At 54.1% G+C, this 290-nt stretch carries 1 protein-coding gene; it reads left to right on the top strand.

Features of this window, described 5'->3' with window-relative positions; translation table 11 throughout:
* A partial coding sequence (locus AC1RPJ_RS07730) for a hypothetical protein (RefSeq protein WP_481762836.1) occupies window positions 1-290 on the top strand: 290 nt, incomplete at both ends.

The raw sequence follows: 290 nt of genomic DNA, 5'->3' as shown, positions 1-290 counted from the left end.
GTCCCACATGTGGGCCCTCAACTACAACGCGGAGATCGCGGAGCGCGGATACAACCATGTGCGCGTGCGCGGGTCCGACGAAGAAGACGCGGACGGGGACTTCGAAATAGTAGATGCAGACGCCGATGATGGGCTCGATGCCGACGCAGACGCCGATGAAGAACTTGAATGGGGCCCGGATTCTACGGAATTGGTGAGGAATCCTGATCAGGCGCGTGCTGATCACGAAAAAACACTTAGAAATGCTAAAAAATCGTGTTTTGAGGGGTCTGGTGTAAAACACCTCATTA

The organism is Dellaglioa sp. CoH-57-MRSF-17 (assembly GCF_056782015.1).
This window is presented reverse-complemented; position numbering and strand designations above follow the sequence as displayed.